The sequence below is a fragment of the Ohessyouella blattaphilus genome, from assembly GCF_024721265.1.
Taxonomy (GTDB): Bacteria; Bacillota; Clostridia; order Lachnospirales; family Lachnospiraceae; genus Aequitasia; species Aequitasia blattaphilus_A.
The window spans coordinates 69,110-93,097 of record NZ_JAMXOC010000007.1 but is presented as its reverse complement, the minus strand read 5'-3'; the positions used below and the strand labels follow the sequence as shown (position 1 = coordinate 93,097).

At 43.9% G+C, this 23,988-nt stretch carries 25 protein-coding genes, 1 tRNA gene and 1 riboswitch; of the genes, 20 read left to right on the top strand and 6 right to left on the bottom strand.

Annotation, left to right across the window (positions count from 1 at the left end; translation table 11 throughout):
* Positions 1-17: 17 nt before the first annotated feature.
* The 19 genes from NHH16_RS06735 to NHH16_RS06645 all read left to right on the top strand — a co-directional run bounded on the left by NHH16_RS06735 (position 18) and on the right by NHH16_RS06645 (position 18,067).
* A complete protein-coding gene (locus NHH16_RS06735) occupies positions 18-1,550 on the top strand; it encodes a YifB family Mg chelatase-like AAA ATPase (protein WP_262068822.1) in 1,533 nt (510 codons plus the stop codon).
* Positions 1,547-2,455, top strand: coding sequence for a DNA-processing protein DprA (gene dprA, locus NHH16_RS06730; RefSeq protein ID WP_262068821.1), 909 nt, complete (start codon positions 1,547-1,549; stop codon positions 2,453-2,455). Before NHH16_RS06735 ends, dprA begins: the two co-directional genes overlap by 4 nt.
* 18 nt (positions 2,456-2,473) lie before the next feature.
* Entirely contained in the window at positions 2,474-4,537 is a 2,064-nt protein-coding gene (gene topA / locus NHH16_RS06725) for a type I DNA topoisomerase (RefSeq protein WP_262068820.1), read from the top strand.
* Positions 4,538-4,608: 71 nt separating this feature from the next.
* A complete protein-coding gene (codY, locus tag NHH16_RS06720; RefSeq protein WP_262068819.1) occupies positions 4,609-5,394 on the top strand; it encodes a GTP-sensing pleiotropic transcriptional regulator CodY in 786 nt (261 codons plus the stop codon).
* Positions 5,395-5,480: 86 nt separating this feature from the next.
* Positions 5,481-5,777 carry a hypothetical protein gene (locus tag NHH16_RS06715; RefSeq protein WP_262068818.1) on the top strand — a complete coding sequence of 99 codons (297 nt, stop codon included), beginning with the start codon at positions 5,481-5,483 and terminating at the stop codon, positions 5,775-5,777.
* Positions 5,778-5,861: 84 nt separating this feature from the next.
* Positions 5,862-6,146 (top strand): co-chaperone GroES, encoded by a 285-nt coding sequence (locus tag NHH16_RS06710; protein ID WP_262068817.1) that lies wholly within the window; start codon positions 5,862-5,864, stop codon positions 6,144-6,146.
* Positions 6,147-6,172: 26 nt separating this feature from the next.
* Positions 6,173-7,795 (top strand): chaperonin GroEL, encoded by a 1,623-nt coding sequence (groL, locus tag NHH16_RS06705; protein ID WP_262068816.1) that lies wholly within the window; start codon positions 6,173-6,175, stop codon positions 7,793-7,795.
* Between the two features lie 144 nt (positions 7,796-7,939).
* Positions 7,940-9,391: an IMP dehydrogenase gene (gene guaB / locus NHH16_RS06700; protein WP_262068815.1), complete on the top strand. Its 1,452-nt coding sequence runs from the start codon at positions 7,940-7,942 to the stop codon at positions 9,389-9,391.
* A gap of 111 nt (positions 9,392-9,502) precedes the next feature.
* Positions 9,503-10,672, top strand: a complete 1,170-nt coding sequence (locus NHH16_RS06695) for a galactokinase (protein ID WP_262068814.1) — start codon at positions 9,503-9,505, stop codon at positions 10,670-10,672.
* Between the two features lie 13 nt (positions 10,673-10,685).
* Positions 10,686-12,185 (top strand): UDP-glucose--hexose-1-phosphate uridylyltransferase, encoded by a 1,500-nt coding sequence (gene galT / locus NHH16_RS06690; protein ID WP_262068813.1) that lies wholly within the window; start codon positions 10,686-10,688, stop codon positions 12,183-12,185.
* 9 nt (positions 12,186-12,194) lie between these two features.
* Positions 12,195-13,190: an aldose epimerase family protein gene (locus NHH16_RS06685; protein WP_262068812.1), complete on the top strand. Its 996-nt coding sequence runs from the start codon at positions 12,195-12,197 to the stop codon at positions 13,188-13,190.
* Between the two features lie 9 nt (positions 13,191-13,199).
* Positions 13,200-13,871 carry a peptidoglycan recognition protein family protein gene (locus NHH16_RS06680; RefSeq protein WP_262068811.1) on the top strand — a complete coding sequence of 224 codons (672 nt, stop codon included), beginning with the start codon at positions 13,200-13,202 and terminating at the stop codon, positions 13,869-13,871.
* A complete protein-coding gene (locus NHH16_RS06675; RefSeq protein ID WP_262068810.1) occupies positions 13,871-14,392 on the top strand; it encodes a shikimate kinase in 522 nt (173 codons plus the stop codon). The genes NHH16_RS06680 and NHH16_RS06675 overlap by 1 nt, the downstream gene beginning before the upstream one ends.
* The gene (locus tag NHH16_RS06670; RefSeq protein ID WP_262068809.1) at positions 14,385-14,903 is read left to right on the top strand and encodes a YqeG family HAD IIIA-type phosphatase; all 519 of its coding nucleotides are present in this window, start codon (positions 14,385-14,387) and stop codon (positions 14,901-14,903) included. The genes NHH16_RS06675 and NHH16_RS06670 overlap by 8 nt, the downstream gene beginning before the upstream one ends.
* A gap of 66 nt (positions 14,904-14,969) precedes the next feature.
* Positions 14,970-15,527 (top strand): elongation factor P, encoded by a 558-nt coding sequence (gene efp / locus NHH16_RS06665; RefSeq protein ID WP_262068808.1) that lies wholly within the window; start codon positions 14,970-14,972, stop codon positions 15,525-15,527.
* Positions 15,528-15,655: 128 nt separating this feature from the next.
* Positions 15,656-16,528, top strand: coding sequence for a DUF5688 family protein (locus NHH16_RS06660; RefSeq protein ID WP_262068807.1), 873 nt, complete (start codon positions 15,656-15,658; stop codon positions 16,526-16,528).
* 358 nt (positions 16,529-16,886) lie between these two features.
* Positions 16,887-16,958, top strand: a tRNA-Arg gene (locus tag NHH16_RS06655).
* 75 nt (positions 16,959-17,033) lie between these two features.
* Positions 17,034-17,744: an AzlC family ABC transporter permease gene (locus tag NHH16_RS06650; protein WP_262068806.1), complete on the top strand. Its 711-nt coding sequence runs from the start codon at positions 17,034-17,036 to the stop codon at positions 17,742-17,744.
* Positions 17,735-18,067, top strand: a complete 333-nt coding sequence (locus NHH16_RS06645) for a branched-chain amino acid transporter permease (protein ID WP_262068805.1) — start codon at positions 17,735-17,737, stop codon at positions 18,065-18,067. The genes NHH16_RS06650 and NHH16_RS06645 overlap by 10 nt, the downstream gene beginning before the upstream one ends.
* A gap of 56 nt (positions 18,068-18,123) precedes the next feature.
* On the opposite strand, the gene NHH16_RS06640 is transcribed toward NHH16_RS06645, so the two are convergent.
* The 4 genes from NHH16_RS06640 to NHH16_RS06625 form a co-directional block, all read right to left on the bottom strand.
* A complete protein-coding gene (locus NHH16_RS06640; protein WP_262068804.1) occupies positions 18,124-18,921 on the bottom strand; it encodes a hypothetical protein in 798 nt (265 codons plus the stop codon).
* Entirely contained in the window at positions 18,915-19,616 is a 702-nt protein-coding gene (locus NHH16_RS06635; protein WP_262068803.1) for an ABC transporter ATP-binding protein, read from the bottom strand. The genes NHH16_RS06640 and NHH16_RS06635 overlap by 7 nt, the downstream gene beginning before the upstream one ends.
* Complete coding sequence (locus tag NHH16_RS06630; RefSeq protein WP_262068802.1) at positions 19,609-19,986, bottom strand: GntR family transcriptional regulator; 378 nt, start codon at positions 19,984-19,986, stop codon at positions 19,609-19,611. Before NHH16_RS06630 ends, NHH16_RS06635 begins: the two co-directional genes overlap by 8 nt.
* A 165-nt stretch (positions 19,987-20,151) precedes the next feature.
* On the bottom strand, positions 20,152-20,814 hold the full coding sequence (locus tag NHH16_RS06625; protein ID WP_262068801.1) for a flavin reductase: 663 nt from the start codon (positions 20,812-20,814) through the stop codon (positions 20,152-20,154).
* Between the two features lie 143 nt (positions 20,815-20,957).
* Between NHH16_RS06625 and argS the strand changes: the two genes are divergently transcribed.
* A complete protein-coding gene (gene argS / locus NHH16_RS06620) occupies positions 20,958-22,724 on the top strand; it encodes an arginine--tRNA ligase (protein WP_262068800.1) in 1,767 nt (588 codons plus the stop codon).
* Positions 22,725-22,786: 62 nt separating this feature from the next.
* Here argS and NHH16_RS06615 read toward each other — a convergent pair whose 3' ends face one another.
* Entirely contained in the window at positions 22,787-23,278 is a 492-nt protein-coding gene (locus NHH16_RS06615; RefSeq protein WP_262068799.1) for a prolyl-tRNA synthetase associated domain-containing protein, read from the bottom strand.
* Positions 23,279-23,283: 5 nt separating this feature from the next.
* Positions 23,284-23,853, bottom strand: a complete 570-nt coding sequence (locus NHH16_RS06610; RefSeq protein ID WP_262068798.1) for an energy-coupled thiamine transporter ThiT — start codon at positions 23,851-23,853, stop codon at positions 23,284-23,286.
* A riboswitch (TPP riboswitch) is annotated at positions 23,851-23,952 on the bottom strand. Its footprint overlaps the gene before it by 3 nt.
* Positions 23,953-23,988: the final 36 nt, after the last annotated feature.

Genomic DNA, 23,988 nt, shown 5'->3' with positions numbered 1-23,988 from the left:
GAAAAACGAGGTGGGCTATGGCTTATAGCGTTGTTTTTGCGGCGGCAATTAACGGTAATAAGGCGGAGCTTGTTGAAGTGGAGACAGATATTAGTAGTGGTCTGCCGATTTTTCAAATTGTTGGCTATTTGGCGGCGGAAGTCAAAGAATCGACACAGCGGGTGCGCACGGCGATAAAGGCCCTAGGTCTGCGCTTGCCACCTAGGCGTATTCTGGTGAATATCTCGCCGGCAACAATCAGAAAGAGGGGACCAGCCTTCGATCTGCCCATTGTAGCCACAGTCTTGTGCGCTCTTGGTGAACTGCCGGAAGCGCTTTTAGAGAATGTCTTGATTATTGGTGAGATTGGTCTAGACGGCAGTGTAAAAGGAGTTACGGGAGTCTTGGCAATGCTGATTGAAGCCAAGAAAAGAGGGCTCGCCCGCTGTGTCATACCCCGAGATAATTACGAGGAAGCCAGACTTCTCACGGACCTTAAGGTAGTGGTTATTGATCACATTGAAGAGCTTAAGACGGTTCTATCTGAAGAACCAGAAGTAAGCCAGAAGCTGCGCTTACCGAGAAAAAGGCCAAGTACGGTTACTGATTTTCGGGACATCAGTGGCCAGGAGATGGCGAAGCGAGCGCTAGAAATCGCCGTTAGCGGTGGTCACAATCTTCTGATGATTGGGCCACCAGGTGGTGGCAAGACCTTATTGGCAAAGAGTATTCCTTCAATTCTACCAGCGCTTTCCGAAGAAGAAATACTGGAGCTAACGAGCATCTATTCCATTGCTGGCTCTCTTTCTAAAGACAGGCCGCATATCTATGAGCGCCCTTTTCGCAGTGTCAATCATACGGCTACTAGTACGGCGATTCTAGGAGGCGGAACATTCCCTAGGGCGGGTGAAGCAACGCTGGCTCACCGAGGCGTACTCTTTCTCGATGAGCTAACGGAGTTTCGAAAAGGGGTGTTAGAGTGCCTGCGGGAACCCCTAGAAGAAAAGCAGATACTGCTGATTCGTCAGCAAAATACGTATTTATTTCCGGCGGATTTCCTGTTGGTTGGTGCTTGTAATCCCTGTCCTTGTGGAAACTATCCCGATCGTAATCTCTGCCAGTGTACCGAGGTGGAGATTAGTCATTATCTGCGGCGCTTAAGCGACCCTTTCCTAGACCGGATGGATATCTCCATTCAGGTGCCAAAAGTACCAATCGAAGAGTTACAAAAGAAAGAGCGGGGAAAGCCCTCAGCCACCTATCGCAAACGGGTGCTGGCCTGCCTTCGGCGCCAGGAGAAGCGTTATCAAAGTGAGGGTCTTATCAGAAACGGGAATCTGCAGATTCGCCAGATCAAAAAATACTGTGGTCTTTCGCCGGCTGGAGAAGCACTTATGGCTCAGGCGTATGACCGCCTAGACTTGACCGTGCGCAGCTATCACAAGGTCCTAAAGGTGGCTCGTACCATTGCCGATCTAGATGGCTGTGAAAAGATAGAAGAAGCCCATCTGCTGGAAGCCTTAGGATATCGCTTGAATCTTAAGCAGGCTGATGAGGGGGTGAGGGTTTGACAGAGGGAAAAGGGACACTTTATATAGAAGAAACTCACTCGGAAAAGGTTAAAGTGGTTCATCACTATGAACCAAGCTATCCAGCGAAATTACGGGAGGTGAAAGGGCATCCGCAAACGCTATATTATCTAGGGGAATTGCCACAAGAAGGGGTTCCGACAGTTGCTATTGTGGGGGCTAGAGAACCGACGCCCTATGGCAGGGAGATGACCCGTTATTTTGCCGAAACCTTGGCAAGCTACGGGGTTCAGATTATTAGCGGCATGGCCAGAGGAGTGGACGGAATTGCAGGGAGAGGGGCGCTTAGTAAAGGTGGTTATACGGCAGCTGTACTGGGGAGCGGTGTGGATATCTGTTATCCGAAGAGCAATCGCGGTCTTTATTTAGACCTAATCAGAAAAGGCGGTATTATTTCGGAATATCCACCGGGAACACCGGCCAAACCGTATCATTTTCCAGCGCGGAACCGCCTGATCAGCGGCCTTGCTGATGCGGTACTGGTAATGGAAGCAAGAGAAAAAAGCGGCTCCTTAATTACCGCCGATATGGCTCTCGAACAAGGAAGGGATGTCTACGCACTCCCGGGCCCGATAACGAGCGCATTAAGTCAGGGGTGCAACGGACTCTTAAAGCAAGGAGCGGGTATTCTTTTAGACCCGGAAGAGCTACTTTTTGACCTAGGAATTACCTGGTCGAAAAAGGTGGTCGCCGAAAAAGAAAATAAAATATTTCTTGCGCCGGATGAAAAAGTGGTGTATAGTTGCCTTGATTTGTATCCCCAAAATATTGAACAGCTGATAAAAGCGACGAAGCTTGCGCCTATGCGAGTGCAAAGTGCTCTCGTTTCCTTAGAGCTAAAAGGGGTAATTAAAGAAATATCGCAAAATTTTTACGTGAAATTATAGAGTGGAGGATAAGTATAAATGGCAAACTACCTAGTGATCGTGGAATCACCGACCAAGGTTAAAACAATCAAAAAGTTTCTGGGAAAGAACTATACAATAGAAGCTTCTCAGGGACACGTACGCGATTTGCCGAAAAGTCAATTAGGGGTTGATGTGGAAAATGATTATGAACCGAAGTACATCACCATCCGGGGAAAAGGTGAACTTTTAGCGAAGTTACGTAAAGAGGCCAAGAAGGCCGACAAAGTATATTTGGCAACTGACCCTGACCGTGAAGGTGAGGCGATTAGTTGGCATTTAAAAGCAGCTCTTGGTCTAGATGATAAGAAGGCGAGCCGCATTAGCTTTAACGAGATTACTAAGACGGCTGTAAAAGCGGCGATTAAAAAACCGCGAGAGTTAGATATGGATCTTGTTGATGCTCAGCAAGCGAGACGTGTTCTCGACCGAGTGGTGGGTTATAAGATTAGCCCCCTTCTCTGGGCAAAGGTTAAAAGAGGCTTAAGTGCAGGGCGTGTGCAATCGGTAACGCTGCGAATTATTGCCGATCGAGAAGAAGAAATCAATAATTTTATTCCTGAAGAATACTGGAGTCTCGAAGCGATTTTAAAAGTTGCGGGAGAAAAGCGTCCGATTACCGCTAAGTTTTACGGCGCGGACAATAAGAAAATGATCATAGGCTCGAAAGCGGAGCTAGATAAGATTTTAAAAGTGGTTGAAAAGGCCGAGTACAAGGTGACGGATATTAAAGTAGGCGAGCGTAATATGAAAGCGCCCCTACCTTTTACCACCAGTACCCTTCAACAAGAAGCTTCGAAGGCCCTTAATTTTGCTACTTCAAAGACCATGCGGATTGCCCAGCAGCTATACGAAGGACTTGATATTAAAAAACACGGCACCGTTGGTTTGATTACCTACCTGCGTACGGACTCGACGCGAGTATCAGAAGAAGCGGATGCCAGTGTACGAGAATACATTAAAGAAACCTTCGGGGAGAAGTATGTAACCAGCTTAGACCCTAATAAGAATGGCAAGAAGAATATTCAGGATGCCCATGAAGCGATTCGTCCGGCCGATGTAAGTCTGACACCAGCTATCGTTAAGGATTCCCTTAGTAGAGAGCAGTTCCGTTTGTATCAGCTAATTTGGAAGCGCTTCGTTGCTAGCCGGATGGAGAGTGCGAAGTACGAAACGACTTCCGTGAAAATTGGCGCAGATAAGTATGTATTTACTATCGCTGCTTCCAAAGTCTTGTTTGACGGATTTAAAACGGTTTATACGGAAGCAGATGAAGAGAAAGAGAAGAAGAATCTGCTCTTAAACGGTTTGACCAAAGACAGTAAACTCACTAAGGAGAAGCTAGAGAGTGAACAGCACTTTACCCAGCCACCGGCTCACTATACCGAGGCTTCGCTGGTTAAAACACTTGAGGAGTTAGGGATTGGCCGTCCTAGTACGTATGCTCCAACCATCTCCACTATTATTGCCAGACGGTATGTGGCGAAAGAAGGAAAGAATCTGTATCTTACGGAAATCGGTGAAGTGGTTAACGGCATTATGAAGCAATCCTTCCCTTCCATTGTTGATGTAAACTTTACCGCCAACATGGAAGAACTTCTAGACGGTGTAGAAGAAGGGGACGTGAAGTGGAAGACGGTAATTGAAAACTTCTATCCTGATTTAGATAAGGCGGTTAAGAAAGCGGAAGAAGAGTTAGAAAGCGTAACGATTGAAGATGAAGTGACCGATGTAATCTGTGATAAGTGTGGTCGCAACATGGTGATTAAGTATGGCCCCCATGGAAAGTTCCTAGCGTGTCCAGGCTTCCCGGAATGTCGGAATACGAAGCCATATCTAGAGAAAATCGGTGTCTCTTGCCCGCTTTGTGGTAAAGACGTGGTGATTAGAAAGACCAAGAAGGGACGTAAGTACTACGGCTGTGAAAACAATCCAGAATGTGAATTTATGTCTTGGCAGAAACCGATTGAAAAGAAATGTCCACAGTGTGGGGGCTACATGGTGGAAAAGGGAAATAAGAATGTTTGTGCCGATAATCAGTGTGGATATAGTGAAACTAAATAAATAGTTGCAATTCTTCGTTGAATTGTGAAAAATTGTGTGATAATATTATTCCATAAGATGGAGGGATGTGGATGAGCGTACAATTATTAGACAAAACTAGAAAAATAAACAAATTATTGCACAACAATAATTCCAGCAAAGTTATATTCAACGATATCTGTGAAGTCATGACGGACATCCTTGAATCTAACGTGCTTGTGATTAGCAAGAAGGGGAAAATTTTGGGTGTGGGTGAAACCGTGCAGGTGCCTGAAATCAAAGAGTTTATCGATGACAAGGTGGGAAGCTATATCGATGAAGTGCTCAATGAACGGATGTTAAGTGTTCTCTCGACAAAAGAGAATGTTAATTTAGCTACACTTGGTTTCTCGGAAAAGGCAGCTAGCGGTTACCAAGCGATTATTACGCCGATTAATATTGCTGGTGAACGTTTGGGGACGTTATTTTTATATCGTAAGGAAAAGCCTTATGAGATTGACGACATTATCTTAAGTGAATACGGAATTACTGTTGTGGGACTAGAAATGCTGCGTTCGGTGAACGAGGAAAGTGCGGAGGAGAACCGCAAAGAGCATATCGTCCAGTCAGCGATTAGCACCCTTTCCTATTCGGAGCTAGAGGCTATTATTCATATTTTTGATGAGCTTAAGGGTACCGAGGGAATTCTGGTAGCGAGTAAGATTGCCGATCGTGTGGGGATTACCAGATCGGTAATCGTCAATGCACTACGCAAATTCGAAAGTGCTGGTGTTATTGAATCAAGATCTTCGGGAATGAAAGGGACGTATATCAAGGTGGTTAACGATCACGTCTTTGCCGAACTTGGTAAGATAAAAAAAGAACGTAACATAAAGTAAAGGTGGAGGGGCGTTGGCTAGACCAATACCCCTCTTTACCTGTATTCGCGGAGCGCAAGCTTTGGAAAAAAGTGGAGGTGATGTAAGTGTTTGCAGGGTGTCCAGCGGACGTCAAGATGAAAGAGATGTATCTTGAAGATGGGTTTTATGATAAGACTTCGTATCCGGCGATTGTCGATCATTACGACAAAGAGAGGGAGCGGTTATATCTGCAGGTAGATGATGAGTTACCAATTTTTTCTCTTGATGCGTTATACGAATGTAAGATTGCGGATGGTGACGAAGGAATTCTCATTTGTACCGGGGCGGTACGAGAAAGATACTTAGCTAAGAATAAGAAAAACATTGTTATCCAATTGAAAAAAGGGTTTGACAAACAATAACGGGAGTGCTATCTTATATTTATGGGGTTAGCACTCCTTTTGAATGAGTGCTAACAAGATTATAGAAATAGGAGGAAGATGTAGATGAAATTAGTACCTTTAGGTGACAGAGTCGTATTAAAACAAGTAGCGGCTGAAGAAACTACAAAGTCAGGTATCATTATTACCGGTGAGGCGAAAGAGAAACCACAACAGGCAGAGGTTGTCGCTGTTGGACCAGGCGGTAGTGTAGATGGTAAAGAAGTGAAGATGGAAGTTAAAGTTGGCGATTTGGTTGTCTACTCCAAGTACGCTGGAAATACTGTTGAAGTAGATGACGAAGAGTATATTATTGTCAGACAGGATGAGATTTTAGCAATTGTTAAATAGAAACGTATAAATGGAGGTAAATAATCATGGCAAAAGAAATTAAATATTCGGCAGAAGCCAGAGCCGCCCTTGAAGAAGGGGTGAATAAATTAGCAAATACCGTACGGGTTACCCTTGGACCAAAAGGAAGAAACGTCGTTTTAGATAAATCTTTCGGTGCGCCCCTAATTACTAATGATGGTGTAACCATCGCGAAAGAGATTGAACTTGAAGATGCGTTCGAAAACATGGGCGCTCAATTAATCAAAGAAGTAGCCTCAAAGACGAACGATGTGGCTGGTGACGGTACGACGACAGCTACCGTTCTTGCCCAAGCAATGGTTCACGAAGGCATGAAGAATCTAGCAGCAGGTGCCAATCCAATTATCCTAAGAAAGGGTATGAAAAAAGCCACAGATGTGGCTATTGAAGCGATCCAAAAGATGTCTAGCGAAGTCAAAGATAGAGACAGCATTGCCAAAGTAGCAGCGATTTCTGCTGGCGATGAGACGGTTGGTCAAATGGTATCAGATGCTATGGAAAAGGTTAGTAAAGATGGCGTCATTACGATTGAAGAGTCAAAGACGATGTTGACAGAACTTGACTTAGTAGAAGGTATGCAATTTGATCGCGGTTACGTAAGTGCCTACATGGCTACAGACATGGATAAGATGGAGGCTAACTTAGACGAGCCATATATCTTAATCACCGACAAGAAGCTTTCTAATATTCAGGAAGTATTACCAGTTCTTGAGCAGATTGTGCAAGCAGGTGCAAGACTTCTCATTATTGCCGAAGATATCGAAGGCGAAGCTTTAACCACTCTTATCGTTAACAAGTTAAGAGGAACTTTCAATGTAGTTGCTGTTAAGGCTCCAGGTTATGGCGACAGAAGAAAAGAAATGCTTCAAGATATTGCGACTTTAACAGGAGGTCAAGTGATTTCCGAAGAACTGGGAATGGACTTAAAGGAAACTACTTTAGATATGCTAGGTAGAGCAAAATCCGTAAAAGTTCAAAAAGAAAACACCGTAATCGTTGATGGTGCTGGTGATACGAAAGAAATCGCTGATCGTGTAGCGCAGATTAAAGGACAAATCGAAGAAACAACTTCTGATTTCGATAGAGAAAAACTTCAAGAACGCCTTGCTAAATTAGCAGGTGGTGTAGCCGTAATCCGTGTAGGTGCAGCTACAGAGACAGAGATGAAAGAAGCGAAGCTACGAATGGAAGATGCTCTTAACGCTGCTAGAGCGGCAGTTGAAGAGGGAATTATCGCTGGTGGTGGTTCTGCTTATATCCATGCAGCGAAAGAAGTTACTAAGCTTCTTAAGAAATTGGAGGGTGATGAAAAGACCGGTGCGAAAGTAGTACTAAAAGCGTTAGAATCGCCACTTTACCACATCGCTTCAAATGCCGGACTAAAAGGCGAAGTTATTATCAATAAGGTAGCTGAGTCGAAAGTAGGCATTGGCTTTAACGCCTTGACAGAAGAATACGTAGACATGGTAAAATCAGGAATTCTCGATCCTTCTAAGGTAACGAGAAGTGCTCTACAAAACGCTACTAGTGTAGCTTCTACCATGTTGACTACGGAAGCAGTAGTTGCTGACATTAAAGAAGATGCTCCAGTTATGCCTCCAGCCGGCGGCGGTATGGGAATGATGTAGCAGGAAAGCTCTAAAAGAGCAAGTTGTTTATTCAACTTGCTCTTTTTTTGCCATCTGGGGAAAATGGGTGTATACTCTATTGACAACTCTTGATGAAATTTGATATTATAGCGGTTAATTAAACGTAGAAAGTGGGGTTAAAAAATGGGTAAAATTATTGGTGAAGGTATTACTTTTGATGATGTCTTATTAGTACCAGCTCATTCACAGGTTATACCAAATCAAGTGGATTTATCGACTAATTTAACGAAGAAGATTAGATTAAATATTCCGATGATGAGTGCCGGAATGGACACAGTTACGGAACACCGAATGGCGATTGCGATGGCGCGCCAGGGGGGAATCGGCATCATCCATAAAAATATGAGTATCGAGCAACAAGCAGATGAAGTAGATAAGGTTAAGCGTTCAGAGAATGGTGTTATTACCGATCCTTTCTATTTGTCACCAGAGCATACCCTAGCGGATGCCAATGATTTGATGGCGAAGTTTCGGATCTCTGGAGTACCGATTACCGAAGGCAAGAAGTTGGTTGGTATCATTACGAACCGCGATCTTAAGTTTGAAGAAGACTTTACCAAGAAGATTAAAGAGTCGATGACTAGTGAAGGCTTGATTACCGCCAAGGAAGGTATAACCCTAGAAGAAGCGAAGAAGATTCTCGCTAAGGCTAGAAAAGAGAAATTGCCAATTGTCGATGAGAACTTCCATTTAAAAGGTTTGATTACGATTAAGGATATCGAGAAACAAATCAAGTATCCGCTTTCTGCAAAAGATGATCAAGGTCGCTTGCTCTGCGGGGCGGCTGTGGGTATCACCGCCAATGTGCTTGACCGGGTTAGTGAACTTGCCAAAGCGAAAGTGGACGTGGTAGTTATGGATTCGGCTCACGGGCATTCCGACAATGTGCTTAACACCGTCAGAATGGTGAAGGAGAAGTTCCCGGAACTTCAGGTTATTGCGGGAAATGTAGCCACCGGAGCGGGCACGGAAGCGTTAATTAAAGCTGGTGTAGACTGTGTAAAGGTAGGGATTGGACCTGGTTCTATCTGTACCACGCGAGTGGTAGCTGGTATCGGCGTTCCCCAAATCACGGCTATTATGGATAGCTATGAAGTGGCCAAAAAGTACGGTGTTCCGATTATTGCCGATGGTGGAATTAAGTATTCAGGTGATATGACGAAAGCAATCGCGGCAGGTGCAAATGTATGTATGATGGGTAGCATGTTCGCTGGTTGTGATGAAAGCCCCGGAGAATTTGAATTGTATCAAGGACGTAAGTATAAAGTATACCGCGGCATGGGATCGATTGCCGCAATGGAAAAAGGTAGCGCCGATCGCTACTTCCAAGCGGATGCCAAGAAATTGGTTCCTGAAGGTGTAGAAGGTCGAGTGGCCTACAAAGGGTCCGTAGAGGATACTGTCTTCCAGCTACTAGGTGGTATTCGTTCCGGTATGGGATATTGTGGAACCCCAACGATTGAGGATCTGAAAGAAAAGGCGGAGTTTGTAAAAATTTCTTCCGCTTCGCTTAAAGAAAGTCATCCTCACGATATTCAAATTACAAAAGAAGCGCCAAACTATATGGTGGACTAAAACGGTATCTAGGCGAAAGGAATTTCCTTTCGCCTTTCCTATTTATATGTAGACGAAAACAGGGAAAGATTGTATTATAGAAGTCGAGAATATTTTAACGAGGAGGCTCCTATGGATAAGAATGTATTATTGCAACAATTTGAAGAAAAATTTGGTGAAGGTGGAGATATTCGTACCTACTTTGCACCGGGGAGAGTGAATTTAATTGGGGAGCACACAGATTATAATGGTGGCCACGTATTTCCCTGCGCGTTAACTTTAGGGATTTTTGGAATTGCTAGAAAGCGAGAAGACAACAAATTGCGCCTCTACTCGGCTAACCTTACGGATCTAGGAATTGTGGAGACAAGCCTTGATGATTTAGTGCCTAGTGACGCAGCCGGTTGGACAAACTATCCAAAGGGGATGTTCTGGACATTTGCGCGCCGCGGTTACAAAATTGAAAAGGGCATGGATCTTTTGATTTGTGGAGATATTCCTAATGGCTCCGGTCTTTCTTCATCAGCCGCTCTTGAGGTATTAACAGGTCTGATTATCAAAGATATGAATGGGTTTGATGAGGTGACGATGGTGGATATTGCCCTTTTCGGTCAGTATTCAGAGAATAACTACAACGGTGTTAATTCGGGGATTATGGATCAATTTGCCTCTGCTATGGGGAAAAAGGACAATGCTATCTTCCTTGATACCAATACGTTAGAGTACGAGTATGCACCTATCGATATGCCAGATGCGAAGATTGTTATCACCAACTCCAAGGTAAAGCACTCCTTAGTTGATTCCGCTTACAACCAGCGCCGTGAGCAGTGTGAAGCGGCTCTGCGCATCTTGCAAAAGAATATGGATATTATGACTCTTGGTGACTTGTCAATCGCCGAGTTTGAAGAGCATAAGGATGAGATTAAAGATTTAGTGATGCAGCGCCGGGCGAAGCATGCCGTTTATGAGAATCAACGGACAATCCAGGCAGTAGCGGCTTTAAAGAAAGGTGATATCGCAGAATTTGGTGAGTTGATGAATCAGTCTCACGTTTCTCTTCGAGATGACTACGAAGTGTCATGCGGTGAAGTTGACGCGTTAGTAGACCTTGCCACAAGCGTTTCAGGGGTATACGGTTCGCGGATTACCGGTGGCGGCTTTGGCGGCTGTACCGTCAGTATAGTGAAGAATGAAGCAGTCGATGAGTTTAAAGAAGTGGTCGGCAAGGGCTATCAGGAGCAAATAGGTATCGAAGCCGAGTTCTATGTAGTTGATAGTGGCGACGGCGCGAAGAAGTTATAAGGGGCGAAGACTTATGTTGTATGAAAATATTAAACGCTTAGTGGCGTATGGAGTACAGACAGGGTTAATGCCAGAGTGTGAACGGGTTTACGCAACGAACTTACTGTTAGAGATGTTCGGCGAAGATAATTATGAAGATACCGAGATAGATAAGGAGCAACTTTCCCTAGAAGAAATACTGGGGAATCTCCTGGATGTGGCAGTAGAAAGAGGCATTATCGAAGATAGTATCGTGTACCGGGATCTCTTTGATACGAAGCTGATGAATGCCCTTGTGCCAAGACCTTCTCAGGTACAAAAAGAATTTTGGGAAAAATATGCCCAGTCGCCAAAAGCGGCGACCGATTACTATTATAAGTTGAGTCAGGATACGGATTATATCAGACGGTATCGTATAGCCAAAGACCGAAAGTGGCAGGTAGACTCTCGCTACGGCAAGATTGATATTACCATTAATCTGTCAAAGCCAGAGAAGGATCCAAAAGCCATTGCTGCCGCCAAAAATGCCAAGGCTTCTAGCTATCCGAAATGTCTGCTTTGCGTGGAAAACGAAGGGTATGCCGGACGAACCAATCATCCAGCTAGGGAAAATCACCGTATTATCCCGATTACGATTAATAATAGTCCTTGGGGATTTCAATACTCTCCCTATGTGTATTATAATGAACACTGTATCGTCTTTAATCAGAAACACACCCCGATGAAGATCGAGCGGGCGACATTTGTGAAGCTCTTTGATTTTGTGAAGCTCTTTCCTCACTATATTTTGGGATCAAATGCCGATTTACCGATTGTGGGGGGCTCTATTCTCAGTCACGATCACTTTCAAGGCGGGGCTTACGTCTTTCCGATGGCGAAAGCGTCTCTTAAGGAAAGGGTAACGATTCCTGGGTATGAGGACGTAGAAGCAGGGATTCTTGACTGGCCTATGTCAGTTCTCAGGATTCGTAGCACAGATGAGCAGCGTTTGATTGATTTGGCGGACCATGTGCTTAAGACCTGGGTAGAGTACACCGACGAGGCGGCCTTTATTTATGCCAAGACCGCTGGGGAAAGGCACAATACCATTACGCCAATTGCCCGGTTCGCTGGTGGTGCTTTTGAACTGGATTTGGTCCTTAGAAATAATATTACTACGGAGGAACACCCTTTAGGTGTTTATCATCCTCATGCCCAGCGTCACAATATTAAGAAAGAGAATATTGGCTTAATCGAAGTGATGGGCTTAGCGGTCTTACCAGCGCGTTTAAAAGACGAGATGGAAGCCTTAGCCGAAGCGCTAGTGGCCGGGCGAACCGCAGAGGAATTGATGGCCAATGATCTTTTAGCTAAGCATGCGGCGTGGGTGGCGGATTTTGCTACGTCGGTTCCGAAATTTACGAAAGAAAATGCAATGAGTATTCTCGAAGAGCAAATCGGTATTACCTTTACTAAGGTGTTAGAAGATGCCGGTGTGTATAAAGCAGATGCAGAAGGCTTAGCAGCGTTTATGCGCTTCGTAGGAGCGCTATAGGAGAACAGTATGGGAAATATATATACGTTAAAAAATGACAATGGTATGGTAGTTACCCTTAGCGATTTTGGTGCTACCTTAGTACAGATTCTTTTCCCGGATAAAGAGGGAACGCCGGTGGATGTAACCCTTGGTTACGATCATATCAGTGATTACGAAAAGGGTGGTGGCTTCTTTGGGGCCGTTGTGGGTCGCGTGGCGAACCGGATTGGCAAAGCAAAATTCACCTTAAATGGCAAAGAGTACCAGCTAGTGGATAATGATAACGGGAACAATCTTCATAGCGGTCCTGAGTTTATGAATAAGCGGATGTGGAAGACGGTAGCCGCAGATGATAAGAAGGTTACGTTTGCTCTACATAGCCCAGATGGAGATCAGGGCTACCCAGGGGCAGTGGACATTACTATTAACTATGAACTCACGGCGGACAATGAAATAAAAATTGATTACCGGGCCGTCCCTACAGCCGATACTTTGCTTAATATGACCAATCACAGCTTCTTTAATTTGGACGGTCATAACGCCGGGGATGTGCTAGATCAAAAGGTCTTTATCGATGCAGATGCGTTTACGCCAAGTGACGAAACCTTGATTCCTACCGGCGAGGTGCGTTCCGTTACCGATACGCCGATGGATTTTCGCACAGCTAAAAGAATCGGGAAAGAGATTGAGGCTGATTATGAACCGCTTAAAATAGCGGGTGGTTATGACCATAACTGGGTGCTAAATGGAAGTGGATATCGCTTGGTAGGATCTCTTGAATCGGAGAAGACGGGCATAAAAATGGAAGTTTATACGGATCTTCCAGGTATGCAGCTCTATACAGGGAATTTTATAACCACAGAACTAGGGCGAGACGGGGCCGTTTATAAGAAGCGTCAAGGCGTATGCTTTGAAACCCAGTTTTTCCCAGATGCAATTAATAAGGAAGAATTCGTTTCGCCAATCACCAAAGCTAGTGAAGAGTATCAAACGATGACCACGTATAAATTTATCAGTAAGTAGGGAGTTTTTATGGCGTCAAAGCGCAAAGTAGTTAGTAAGAGGCAAAGGCAGATTTTCCTGGCGAGGATCTGCTTCTTTGTCTTGCTAGCGCTTTTGCTGGTGTTAATCTTGTTTCGCTGTGTAAAGGGAGACGGAAAGTATCAGGAAATCGAAAGTCCGGAAGTAGATGCGACAAAACCGGAGATTGAGGTCGCCCTCTTAGATGTGAATCCCTATTCTAGGCCGGGTATCGAAACGAACAAAATACGCAACATTGTGATTCACTACACGGCGAACCCTGGCTCAAGCGCCATGGATAACCGTAATTATTTTCAGGGGTTAAAGGACAGTGGTGCGACTAGCGTAAGTAGTAATTTTGTCGTGGGAATTGAAGGCGAAATCGTCCAGTGTGTCCCTACTTGGGAAGTGGCCTATGCTTCTAATGACCGCAATATCGATAGCGTATCCATCGAGATGTGTCACCAAGACGAAAGCGGCAAACCAAGCCAAGCGACCTATGACTCGCTAGTCCAGTTATGTGCTTGGCTCTGCCTTAAGTTCGAGTTAACGCCGGAAGAGGTGATTCGCCACTACGACGTTACCGGAAAGAACTGTCCTAAGTACTTTGTAGAAGATGAGGCAGCATTTGTAAGGCTTAAAGAAGACATCCAGGCAGCGCTTAAGCGAGGGGGAGATGAGTAGTGAAGAATATTTATTTTATCGGGTTTATGGGAGTAGGCAAATCCACAATATCCTACCGAGTATCCCGAATCTTAAAGAAAAAGATTATCGATACGGACCGGGAGCTAGAAAAGCGGCAAGGAAAAGCGATTCATGAAATTTTTACCGAAAAGGGTGAGCTCTACTTTCGGAAATTAGAGTCGGAGCTACTTAGGGAAATTAGTCAACAGACGGATTTGATTATCTCTTGTGGCGGCGGGATGATTTTAAAGGAAGAGAATCGAAAGCTGATGAAAGATTCTGGCATTGTGGTTTTGCTTACGGCGACAATCAATACGATTTATCGCCGAGTAGCCTTGAATGATCGCCGTCCCCTATTAAAGGGGAAGAAGACAAAGGCCCATTTAAGGGCGATGTATAGCAAGAGAGAGCCGATTTACAAAGAGCTAGCTGATATTGAAGTGAGTATCAATCGAAAGACTGTATCGATGATTAGCGAAGAGGTAATTACAAAAGTAAAGGAAAAAGAAAACCATGTTTAAGGCGTTTTATCCAGATGAATATTTGGATTCTACCTACGAAATTGATTTTGATAAATTAAAGGAAGAGGGGATAAAAGGGGTTATTTTCGATATCGATAATACGCTAGTTCCTCACGGTTTCCCCGCAGATGAAAGAGCGAAGGAGCTTTTTCGGCGATTACACAGCTTGGAGATTAAGGCTTGCTTACTTTCCAATAACCAACAGCCGCGAGTGGAGAAGTTTAATCAAGACATTGGCGTCTTCGCAATCTACGACGCCCATAAGCCTAGCATCAAGAATTATGAAAAAGCGATGAGCCTAATGGAAACGGACCGCGCGGACACAATTTTTGTAGGCGATCAGCTTTTTACCGACGTGTGGGGCGCTAAACGGGCGGGAATTAGAAATATTCTCGTTAAGCCGATTCACCCTAAGGAAGAAATTCAAATCGTTTTAAAGCGCTATTTAGAGAAAATTGTGCTACGTTCCTACGGGAAGCACGGGGACGCGATAAAAAGGTTGAAAAGTTAGGGGAACTATTATACAATAAATTGATGGAAGTGGGCGTATGCTCGCTAATATAAGGAGGAAATAAAGATGGTATCAGCAGGAGATTTTAAGAATGGATTAACTGTAAATATTGAGGGAACAGTCTATCAGATTCTTGATTTTCAACACGTAAAACCGGGAAAAGGTGCGGCGTTTGTTAGAACGAAGCTTAAAGATATTATGAATGGTGGTGCTGTGGAGAAGACGTTTAGACCGTCAGAAAAATTCGAAACAGCTCATATTGAGAGAAAAGATATGCAGTATCTGTATGCAGATGGTGATTTATTCCACTTTATGGATACAGAGAACTACGAGCAGATTGCTGTAGATGCTGAGAGCGTTGGCGATGCGCTTAAGTTCGTTAAAGAAAACGAAAATGTGAAAGTGGCTTCTTACCAAGGAAAAGTATTCTCAATCGAGCCACCAATTACCGTAGAGCTTAAGGTTATAGAGACGGAACCAGGATTCAAAGGTGACACCGCTCAAGGAGCGACTAAGCCAGCTATCGTTGAAACGGGAGCTCAGGTAATGGTACCACTTTTTGTTGAAGAAGGCGATATGCTGAAAATCGACACACGTACCAGTGAGTATTTATCAAGAGCATAAGAGAGTTTTCAGAAAAGTCTTGCACTTTGTGTGAGACTTTTTTATAATTTAAATACCATTTATTCTATTCAAATCTAGGCAATCTCTGCCGACTATTTCCATGAGAAAACTAAATAGAAAGGAGATTAATGAAGTTTGAAACTTTTATTATTCAGGTACAAGGTGACCTACAGGAACGCCTACAGAACCAAGACGTCCTTCTAAAGGAGGTGGAAAAGAACAACAATCAGCGGAAAACTGGCTTGCTTATTAGTGACAAAGAAAGCAATATATCGCCGATTTTTTATCTTGAGGAATTTTATGAAGATTATCAAAACGGCGAGGAAATCGAGAGTATCGTGACGACCCTAGTCACAAACTACGAGGAACAAAAACATCTAGACATCGCCAAAATGGAGCTATTAAAGGATTATCAACAAGCGCGAAAGCATTTGCTTGTTAAGCTGGTGAATAAGGAGTTAAATAAGGAAATATTAAAGAGTATGCCGTACTTTGAATATCTTGATCTGGTGCTGATTTTCTCAGTTGTGGTACATGCGAAAAAAGGAAAGACGGGAACGGTACTTGTAAGCAACTCTCAGCTAGAAGAGTGGCAAATCGACAAGGAAACCTTAAGAGAAGATGCGCTTACTTGTGCGAGGGAACGGATGCCTTTAGAGTTTCTGGGGATGAGCGAAGTACTATTTCAGATGTGTGGTGTTCGCGAAGAGGTGGAAGAAGAGGTGATGTACGTGCTCAGCAATACCAGTCGTAGCTACGGAGCCTCAGTTATTCTCTATCCTGAGTGTTTGAAAATGGTAGCAGAGCACTTGAATGACGATTATTATCTACTACCCAGTTCGATTCATGAGGTGATTATTGTGCCTAAGGAGAAGGCGGTGACCGAAGAGGAGCTGAGTAACATGGTAAAAGAGGTGAATGCGACTCAGCTAGATCCAGAGGATATTCTAAGCGATCACGCTTATTTCTACTCTCGTAGTTTACAAGCCTTGCAGATGTAAGAGGGTTACAGTTCTGCCATGCAGCTCGACTTCGCCATAAAAACGGCTACGTCTCGCTTTATGGGCTCCGCCCTATAGAAGCACGTACACTTCATCTTTTGTGAGCAAGCTCCCGCAGATGGAGTGTACGCACTTCTGCATGGCAGGTAGGCAGTTTCAGTTCTGCCATGCAGCTCGAGCTCGCCATAAAAACGGCTACGTCTCGCTTTATGGGCTCCGCCCAATAGAACCAAGCATCCTTCCTCCTTAGTGAGCGAGCTCCCACGGATGAAGTATACATGGTTCTGCATGGCAGAACTGTAATAAAATATCATTGACAGGGTGGGGGTGGAGAGTCTATAATACTTCTGTTAGGCTTACATCTGTAGCTCAGGGGATAGAGCACCGCCCTCCGGAGGCGGGAGCGGCGGTTCGAATCCGCCCAGATGTGTTAAGAAGACGTGGAATTCCGCAAGCGGAATTCCATTTTGCGTTATTATAGTTAATTGGGAATGAGGAAGAGAACATGTCAGACAGAAAAAGGGTGATCAAAAAAGCGTTTCCCTATACGATACCGGTTCTAGCAGGTTATCTGTTTATCGGTATCGCCTTTGGGGTAATGTTTGCGGAAAAGGGCTATAATTTTTTATGGGCAGCGTTAATGAGCCTTCTGGTATATGCGGGATCTGGACAGTATCTTGCAGTTAATTTCTTTGTGCCGGGATATTCTTTGGTTCAGGTGGTGCTCCTAACCTTGATGGTAAACGTGCGCCATATCTTTTACGGGGTATCGCTGCTTAGTGAGTTTAACCGTATGGGCAAGCGGCGGTTTTATATGATTTTTTCTCTAACAGACGAGACGTATTCTTTGCTGTGTACAACGAAGATCCCGGACGATGTGAATCAGGATGATTTTCTATTTGCCATTGCAGTAATGAATCAACTATACTGGGTTATCGGCTCAGTGATTGGGAGTTTAGCAGGAACCTTTCTCCCTTTTAATTCAGAGGGAATAGATTTTGCGATGACTGCGCTTTTTGTTGTGATTTTAGTAGAGCAGCTTTTAGTTAAGGAACGACAGATTCCCGCACTTGTGGGAATTGTGGCTGGCTTTATCTGCTTGCAGGTCTTTGGCGGCAACCAGTTTGTCTTTCCGTCGATGGTGCTAATTATTCTTATACTCCTGCTGGGAAAGAAGAAGCTTAATCATGAGGAGGTGACTAAGACATGCCAATAAGTATTACCCGTTCATTGATTATTATTTTGTTGGTTGCCTTAACCACGTTTGCCACAAGAGTGATTCCTTTTTTGCTTTTTCCTAAAGGAAAAGAGATTCCTAAGATTATTCAGTATTTAGGAAAGGTGCTAACCCCAGCGATTATCGGCATGCTCGTTGTCTATTGCTTGCGAGGTACCCAAGTTTTTAGTGGTAGTCACGGTGTGCCCGAGCTGATTGCGGTGGCCCTTACGGCGCTGCTACATTTATGGAAGAGAAACAATCTTTTAAGTATCGGTGCCGGTACAATCTGCTATATGTTCTTAGTTCAAGTGGTGTTTTAAAAAATGATACAGTAATGCCCCTGGCTTTTCATAATACAAAAGCTAGGGGCATTATTTTATAAGTCGGTTTTCTTTTTTATTAAGTAGAGGCTTAAGATATAGGAGACGACACCGGTAACAACCGAATACATGACTAAGAAGATACCTGTTGAATTAATCAAAAAGCGATAGTCTATTGAGGGGACGTTACTTGTTACCGAGAACATCCCGGTAGGAATCATCAATCCTGAACTAAGGAGCGAGGTGAGTGTCGTTATTCCGAAATACACCGCAACGCTTCCTAAAATCTTGTGGCTCGTAAAGAGCTGACCAACGGCGATTGAAAGATAAATCATCAGAACGCCAGAGATAACGCCGATGGTAGAGTAGATACCTATAAAAATGATGAAGGTGGTTAAAGAGTAGCCGAGCTCCTTTTGAAAACTGTCAGTCAGTTCTTGATAGGTAACGCTCATTTCACTTAGCATTGCCGGTGAGAAAAAAACAAACATAATGGATAAAAATATTAGTATAAGATCGATAAAGCACCACAAAGACCCGCTGAGAACCTTTGATAAAAAGGTGGTGCTGTGTTTTAGCGGTAGCGTTCTTGTGAGATACCCTTGATTCGAAAACATACTTTTATAGAAGTCAACAGCGATGATTAGCTGAGTGGAAAAAGCGGCCACCGAGATAAAGATTACGTAAAAGAGGAAGAAAAGGATAATCCACATATTACTCTCTTTGCTTTGGAACAAAGCCGAATTGTTGCTGAAGAAGCTTCCAATAATCGCCATCACGACGACGAAGGCATGGACGATTAGGAGAATCCGCGAGAGGGATCTCATGTCGTATTTAAATTGTTTGCCTAACATTGAAACACCTCCCTAAATAATGCATCAACAGATTTTCCTTTTTCGCTACGAATTTCATCCACCGTTGAGTTAAGGACTAGTTGACCTTGTTTTAAGAATAGCACGCGGTCGAGCACATTTTCGATATCCGCAATCAGATGAGTGGAGATTAGGACGGTTGCATCTTCGCTGTAATTGCTTAAGATGGTCCGTAAAATGTAATCTCTAGCTGCAGGATCCACACCGCCGATAGGCTCATCGAGAATATAGAGCTTAGCGTTTCGGCTCATGGTCAAAACCAGTTGTACCTTTTCTTTTGTACCTTTTGATAAGGTCTTCATTCGGGCGTTCTGATTAATGCCCAAGTCTCTTAACATGTTCCAGGCCTTATCCTTATCAAAGTTATTGTAAAAATCCTGATAGTAATTCAATAAATTATTTACGCGCATACTTTCGTTTAAAAAAGTGCAATCTGGTAGATAAGCAATGTCCTCCTTGCTCTCAGGACCTAGCGGGTTACCATTTACGAGAATGGTTCCAGCGGTGGGGTAGAGGCAGTCGTTAACCAGTTTGATTAAGGTGGTCTTACCGCTACCGTTAGGTCCAAGTAGACCGACGATTTCGCCGCCGTTAAGCGTAAGATGCAAGTCGTTTAAGGCGAAAAGATTGCCAGAATAGCGTTTTGTTAAGCCTTCGATTTTCAGTAGCTCATTCATTGCTTTGTCCTCCCTTTGCAGCATCGGTAATCAGTTCAGGGATTTCGTTTATGTCAAATCCTAGTTGCCGCATGTTTTCGATAAAAGCGCGGATGTGTTCCTGCGCCAATTCCCTTTTCAATTCTTTAATCATGTTCTCATCCTCGGTAATAAAGCGTCCACTCGTTCTCTTCGCATGAATTAGCCCATCTCGCTCAAGTTCCGACATGGCTTTTTGCATAGTATTAGGGTTTACGCCAGCTTCAAGTGCCAAATCACGGACAGAAGGTAGCTTGTCACCAGGGTTATATTTGCCAGACACGATATCTTGTTCGATTCGCTCCATCAGTTGCAAGTAGATCGGACGATTTTCATCTAAGTCCCAAGGCATGTAATCACCTCACATTCACATATTGTATTACGATAATAATACAATATACTATTTTGGGAAAAATGTCAACTGTGGAATTATGAGGAGATAAGGAAAATTCGAAGGGCTTTCTGTTACATTGAAAAACGGTGAAGCACTTAGCCTCACCGTTTTCCTCGAAGATATTTACACTTCCTTTTTTACAAATTTGTCTTTTGGTTGTCCACAGACAGGACATTTGTAGTCTTCTGGCAACTCTTCAAAAGGAGTGTCGCCATCGTAGATATAACCACAGACTGAGCAAACCCATTTTTCTGTCATCTTTGTATCCTCCTTCTCTTTAGTTTCAGCATCAGGGTTGTATGTAGGAGCATTTTTAGGGCTCTTACCCTTGATTACATTGTGATAGTAGGCGTAGGTCATCGGGGTGTCGTCTTTCATTACGTCACAGTCGCTCACTTCACCGAGGAAGACGGTGTGAGTGGCAGATTCCATCTTGTCGATGACGTTACAGATAATATAGCCACAAGAATCTTTGAGTACAGGCAGAGAATCTTTAACATCAAAAGCCCAGAAATCAAATTTATCAACATCTTTTCCTGAACGAAAACCAAAGGTTCCAATAATCTTCGGGTCCACATTTTCGCCGAGGATATTAATGGCGAATTTGCCAGTTTTTTCAATGCATTGATTGGTATAGTTATCGTGATTGATGGAGATAGCGATAGTAGCGGGAGTAGAGGTAACCTGCATCGCTGAGTTAGCTGTACAACCGGTAGGACGCTTGTCGTCCAAGGTGGAGATTACATACACACCGTAAGATAAAGAGTAGAGCGCTTTCACATTCATAATAAGTACTCCTTCCAAGAACTGTATTTATTACAATAAAATTACCATATTGCCATAATTAATGCAACTGATGGGTTCTTCTTGCTCAGATGTTTGGAAATGTGCTAAAATAGGGAAATGACAAGAGTTTTGGAGGATTAATGATGGAGAATTTAATAGAAATTTTAGATAAAAGGTTTGCTAGCGCCTTTGCCGCTTGTGGCTATGACGAAAAGCTAGGAAAGGTTACCCTGTCTAACCGTCCGGATTTGTGTGAATTTCAGTGTAATGGTTCGATGGCAGGAGCGAAGCTTTATAAGAAGGCACCCATTGTCATTGCTAATGAAGTTCTGGAAAAGCTAGATAAAAGCGAGATATTTACGTCAGTTCAAGCAGTGCCCCCAGGGTTTATCAACATTATCGTCAGCGACCAGTTTGTTAGCGATTATCTAAGTAAGATGCAAGCAGATGCAAACCTTGGTCTAGAAACAGCCAAGGTGCCTCAGACGATTATCGTAGATTATGGCGGCCCGAATGTGGCTAAGCCTCTTCATATCGGCCACCTGCGCTCGGCGATTATCGGCGAGAGCCTTAAAAGGACAGCGCGAAAAATGGGACACAAGGTATATGGCGACATTCATCTAGGCGACTGGGGCTACCAGATGGGGCTAATTATCACCGAAGTAAAAGAGCGTCAACCGAACCTGCCTTATTTTGATGAGAATTTTACCGGCGAATATCCTGCCGATGCGCCCTTTACTATTTCGGAGTTAGAAGAGATCTATCCAACGGCAAGCAATAAGGCGAAGGCGGATGAAACTTACCGAGAAGCTGCTCTACACGCTACGTATTTGCTGCAAAATGGCAATCCTGGTTACACAGCTCTGTGGAAGCAGATTATGGCGGTATCTGTAGCCGATTTAAAGAAGAACTACGGGAACCTAAATGTGACCTTCGATCTTTGGATGGGTGAGTCTGATGCTCAGAAGTACATTCCTGATATGGTGGAGAAGCTTAAGAAAGATGGTTTTGCCAAAGAGGATGACGGAGCCTTAGTGGTTGATGTGACGGAGCCAGAGGATAAGAAAGAGGTTCCGCCTTGTATCATTCTTAAATCCGACGGCGCTGCCCTTTATTCAACGACGGATCTAGCGACAATTGTTCAAAGGGAAGCAGACTTTCACCCAGATGCTATGACGTATTTGGCGGATAAGCGTCAAGATATGCATTTTCTGCAGGTGTTTCGGACGGCTAAGAAGACGGGACTGATACCGGAGACGTGTCAATTATCGTTTCTTGGATTTGGAACCATGAATGGAAAAGATGGCAAGCCCTTCAAGACACGAGATGGCGGGGTTATGCGTCTAGAGAGCTTGATTACGGAGATTGAAGAAGAAGTTTATCAAAAGATAATGGAAAACCGGGAGACCGATGAAAAGGAAGCGAAAGATACTGCAAAAATCGTCGGTTTAGCCGCTCTTAAATACGGCGATTTATCGAATCAAGCGGCTAAGGATTACGTCTTTGATATTGAGCGCTTCATTTCCTTTGAAGGAAATACCGGACCGTATATCCTATATACGATGGTACGAATAAAATCTATTTTGAAAAAGTACCAGGAAACAGGCGGCACCCTTTCAAGTGGCCAGATTGCAATTACGGATAATGCAAGCGGCAAAGCCCTAATGTTAGAAGTGGCCAAATACAATGAAGTGGTGGAAACCACCTTTGCCGAACGGGCTCCTCACAAGCTCTGTGCTTTTGTTTACGACGTCGCCAATGCCTTTAATAAGTTCTACCACGAGACGAAAATCCTTGGGGAAGAAGATGAGGTAAAGAAGGAAAGCTACTTAGCGTTATTGCAACTGACTCTTAAAGTTTTGGAAGAGTGTATCGATCTCTTAGGCTTTGAAGCGCCAGAGAGAATGTAAGAATACGTAGAAAAAGACTGTGCCGGACCAAAAATCCAACACAGTCTTTTATTATGCTTTCTTTAGAGATTGATTTTCATCACATCGATATCGTTTGCGTATAGGAATTTTTCCAAATCCTTATAGGTGAGAAATACGGTAGCGGTATTAATGAGGGGGTGAATTCCGATTTTTACGCCCTTTGTCACGTCTTTATCGATAAAGAACTCCACATCGTGATTTTTATCATTCATCAGTCCAAATGGAGTGACGCTACCTTGGGTTAAGCCTAAATACTTTTCTAAGCGTTCCTCAGAAGCGAAGCTTAAGTTGCCCCCGCCGATTTTCTTTCCGAGAGACTTTAAGTCTACGGGTTTGTGTTCGTCACACGTTACTAGAAAATGACGTTTCCCTTTGCTATCTCGTAGAAATAGATTTTTGCAGACTACGCCTTTTTCTGAAAGGCCGAGCTCATCCATCTGTTCCATTGTAAAGACGGGTTCGTGTTCTACCGCTTCGTATTTGATGCCTAGTTTATCTAGAGCATCGTAAATCATTTGTTTGTCTTGGTTCATTCTTCTCACTCCTGTATAGCTTGTTTTTTAACATTTTGTAGCCCCTTGGTAACGGGTGGTAGGGAGATGACAATCAAGGTGATGATCGCCTCGGCTCCTAGATAGGCACCGTTATAACTAAGGGAATATACGAGAGGACTCATGCCTGAGCCTTCGGCGTAGACGGCAAAAAAGAGGATGCCAGAAAGGATGGCAAAGAAATAGCGTCCTAAAACTCCAGCGATATAGCCGATTTGCAGTCCGTATTTTTTGTTTCTAAAGAAACCCGATAATCCTAAAGCACCGAAGGCCAGCGGATAATCGCAGATGACTTGGGGGATGGACAACATATACGGGTCGATAAAAAATTGCAAACAGCCGTAAGCAACCCCGCAAAGCAGACCGTATCCTGGTCCAAACCAGTAGCCAATAAGGGTAATAAAAAGCATGGACATGAGGGTGACAGAGCCGCCCATAGGCATGTCGATGACCTTTAGGTACGAGGTTATCAAGGCTAAAGCGATGGCCATCGCCGAGAAAACCAGTTTTTTGGTAACCGAAAAAGAGGTCACCTGAGTGTTGGTTGTGTTATTCATTATTAAATTCTCCTTCCTTACGCCGGCATTACCCGGATCAAGTTCAAAGGGACTGCACCCTATGTGCATCTCAGCATAATCAGCGCCCCACAAGTACAATTATGCGCTAAGTTCACACATTCGTCAATCTTTAGT

Excerpts from the sequence above, each read along its gene's own strand:
- NHH16_RS06735 (WP_262068822.1), top strand. The coding sequence starts at position 18 with ATGGCTTATAGCGTTGTTTTTGCGGCGGCAATTAACGGTAATAAGGCG.
- topA (WP_262068820.1), top strand. The coding sequence starts at position 2,474 with ATGGCAAACTACCTAGTGATCGTGGAATCACCGACCAAGGTTAAAACA.
- codY (WP_262068819.1), top strand. The coding sequence starts at position 4,609 with ATGAGCGTACAATTATTAGACAAAACTAGAAAAATAAACAAATTATTG.
- NHH16_RS06710 (WP_262068817.1), top strand. The coding sequence starts at position 5,862 with ATGAAATTAGTACCTTTAGGTGACAGAGTCGTATTAAAACAAGTAGCG.
- groL (WP_262068816.1), top strand. The coding sequence starts at position 6,173 with ATGGCAAAAGAAATTAAATATTCGGCAGAAGCCAGAGCCGCCCTTGAA.
- guaB (WP_262068815.1), top strand. The coding sequence starts at position 7,940 with ATGGGTAAAATTATTGGTGAAGGTATTACTTTTGATGATGTCTTATTA.
- NHH16_RS06695 (WP_262068814.1), top strand. The coding sequence starts at position 9,503 with ATGGATAAGAATGTATTATTGCAACAATTTGAAGAAAAATTTGGTGAA.
- galT (WP_262068813.1), top strand. The coding sequence starts at position 10,686 with ATGTTGTATGAAAATATTAAACGCTTAGTGGCGTATGGAGTACAGACA.
- NHH16_RS06685 (WP_262068812.1), top strand. The coding sequence starts at position 12,195 with ATGGGAAATATATATACGTTAAAAAATGACAATGGTATGGTAGTTACC.
- NHH16_RS06680 (WP_262068811.1), top strand. The coding sequence starts at position 13,200 with ATGGCGTCAAAGCGCAAAGTAGTTAGTAAGAGGCAAAGGCAGATTTTC.
- NHH16_RS06670 (WP_262068809.1), top strand. The coding sequence starts at position 14,385 with ATGTTTAAGGCGTTTTATCCAGATGAATATTTGGATTCTACCTACGAA.
- efp (WP_262068808.1), top strand. The coding sequence starts at position 14,970 with ATGGTATCAGCAGGAGATTTTAAGAATGGATTAACTGTAAATATTGAG.
- NHH16_RS06660 (WP_262068807.1), top strand. The coding sequence starts at position 15,656 with ATGAAGTTTGAAACTTTTATTATTCAGGTACAAGGTGACCTACAGGAA.
- NHH16_RS06650 (WP_262068806.1), top strand. The coding sequence starts at position 17,034 with ATGTCAGACAGAAAAAGGGTGATCAAAAAAGCGTTTCCCTATACGATA.
- NHH16_RS06645 (WP_262068805.1), top strand. The coding sequence starts at position 17,735 with ATGCCAATAAGTATTACCCGTTCATTGATTATTATTTTGTTGGTTGCC.
- NHH16_RS06640 (WP_262068804.1), bottom strand. The coding sequence starts at position 18,921 with ATGTTAGGCAAACAATTTAAATACGACATGAGATCCCTCTCGCGGATT.
- NHH16_RS06635 (WP_262068803.1), bottom strand. The coding sequence starts at position 19,616 with ATGAATGAGCTACTGAAAATCGAAGGCTTAACAAAACGCTATTCTGGC.
- NHH16_RS06630 (WP_262068802.1), bottom strand. The coding sequence starts at position 19,986 with ATGCCTTGGGACTTAGATGAAAATCGTCCGATCTACTTGCAACTGATG.
- NHH16_RS06625 (WP_262068801.1), bottom strand. The coding sequence starts at position 20,814 with ATGAATGTGAAAGCGCTCTACTCTTTATCTTACGGTGTGTATGTAATC.
- argS (WP_262068800.1), top strand. The coding sequence starts at position 20,958 with ATGGAGAATTTAATAGAAATTTTAGATAAAAGGTTTGCTAGCGCCTTT.
- NHH16_RS06615 (WP_262068799.1), bottom strand. The coding sequence starts at position 23,278 with ATGAACCAAGACAAACAAATGATTTACGATGCTCTAGATAAACTAGGC.
- NHH16_RS06610 (WP_262068798.1), bottom strand. The coding sequence starts at position 23,853 with ATGAATAACACAACCAACACTCAGGTGACCTCTTTTTCGGTTACCAAA.